The 1,015-nt window shown below is 59.0% G+C and carries 1 protein-coding gene; it reads right to left on the bottom strand.

The genetic code is table 11. From position 1 onward, the window contains the following. Positions 1-307: 307 nt before the first annotated feature. Positions 308-1,015, bottom strand: a 708-nt coding sequence (locus AC097P_RS25155) for a phosphoserine transaminase (protein ID WP_479613133.1), incomplete at its 5' end; no start/stop codon positions are given.

Raw genomic sequence — 1,015 nt, 5'->3', positions numbered from 1 at the left:
AAGCAAATTGCCACCCAGCGACTATCGGACTGGATTGATTCCAACATCGTATCAAACTGGAGGATGCAATTGAAAGACCGGTTTCGCGGCAAACGCGAAGTTGACAAATTTCCCCTGGCCGGCGACACGGTGTACAGCCTGTAACCTGCCATTCGTGGCCGTAAGGTAGCGCCCCACTGCAGAAGTCTGGCGCGCTAGATAGCAGACTTTCAATATTGCAAGCCGGTGCACGCTAAAAATGCCTCTAGCCCCCGCGAAATATCACTACTTAGCTATTATTTTAATAGCAGTCCATTGACGGATGCACCTAGGCGGCAGTCACCTGGGCATGGGCCCATACCAGCCAAGGCATCAGGGCCCGCAAGTCCGCAGCCTCCACGGTAGCGCCACACCAGATGCGCAGCCCGGCCGGCGCTTCTTTGTAAGCGCCTATGTCATACGCCACACCTTGGGCCTCTATCAGGGCCACCATCTGCTTGACCTGCACATCGCTGGCCGTCAACGTCAGACACACGCTGGTGTTGGAGCGGGTGGCGGGGTCTTGGGCCAAGAAAGAAATCCAGTCGTGGGCGGCAACAAAGTCTTCCACGATTTTCAGGTTGGCTTGGCTGCGCGCCATGACGGCTTGCACACCGCCCAGGCTGTCCACCCAGGCCAGGGCGTCCAGGTAGTCAGCCACACACAGCATGGACGGCGTGTTGATGGTGTCGCCCTGGAACAGGCTTTCCATCAGTTTGCCGTTGGTCGTCGTCATGCGAAAGATCTTGGGCAGCGGCCAAGGCGGCGTATAACTCTCCAGCCGCGCCACAGCACGCGGGCTCAGCACCAACATGCCGTGCCCACCTTCGCCCCCCAACACTTTCTGCCACGAGAAGGTCACCACATCGAGTTTGTCCCACGGTAGCGCCATCGCAAAAACGGCCGAGGTGGCGTCGCAAATGGTAAGGCCGGCACGGTCTGCCGGTATCCAGTCACCGTTGGGCACCTTCACACCCGAGGTCGTGCCGTTCCACGG

It is taken from the genome of Rhodoferax sp. ZS1R8 (genome assembly GCF_056521325.1).
This window is presented reverse-complemented; position numbering and strand designations above follow the sequence as displayed.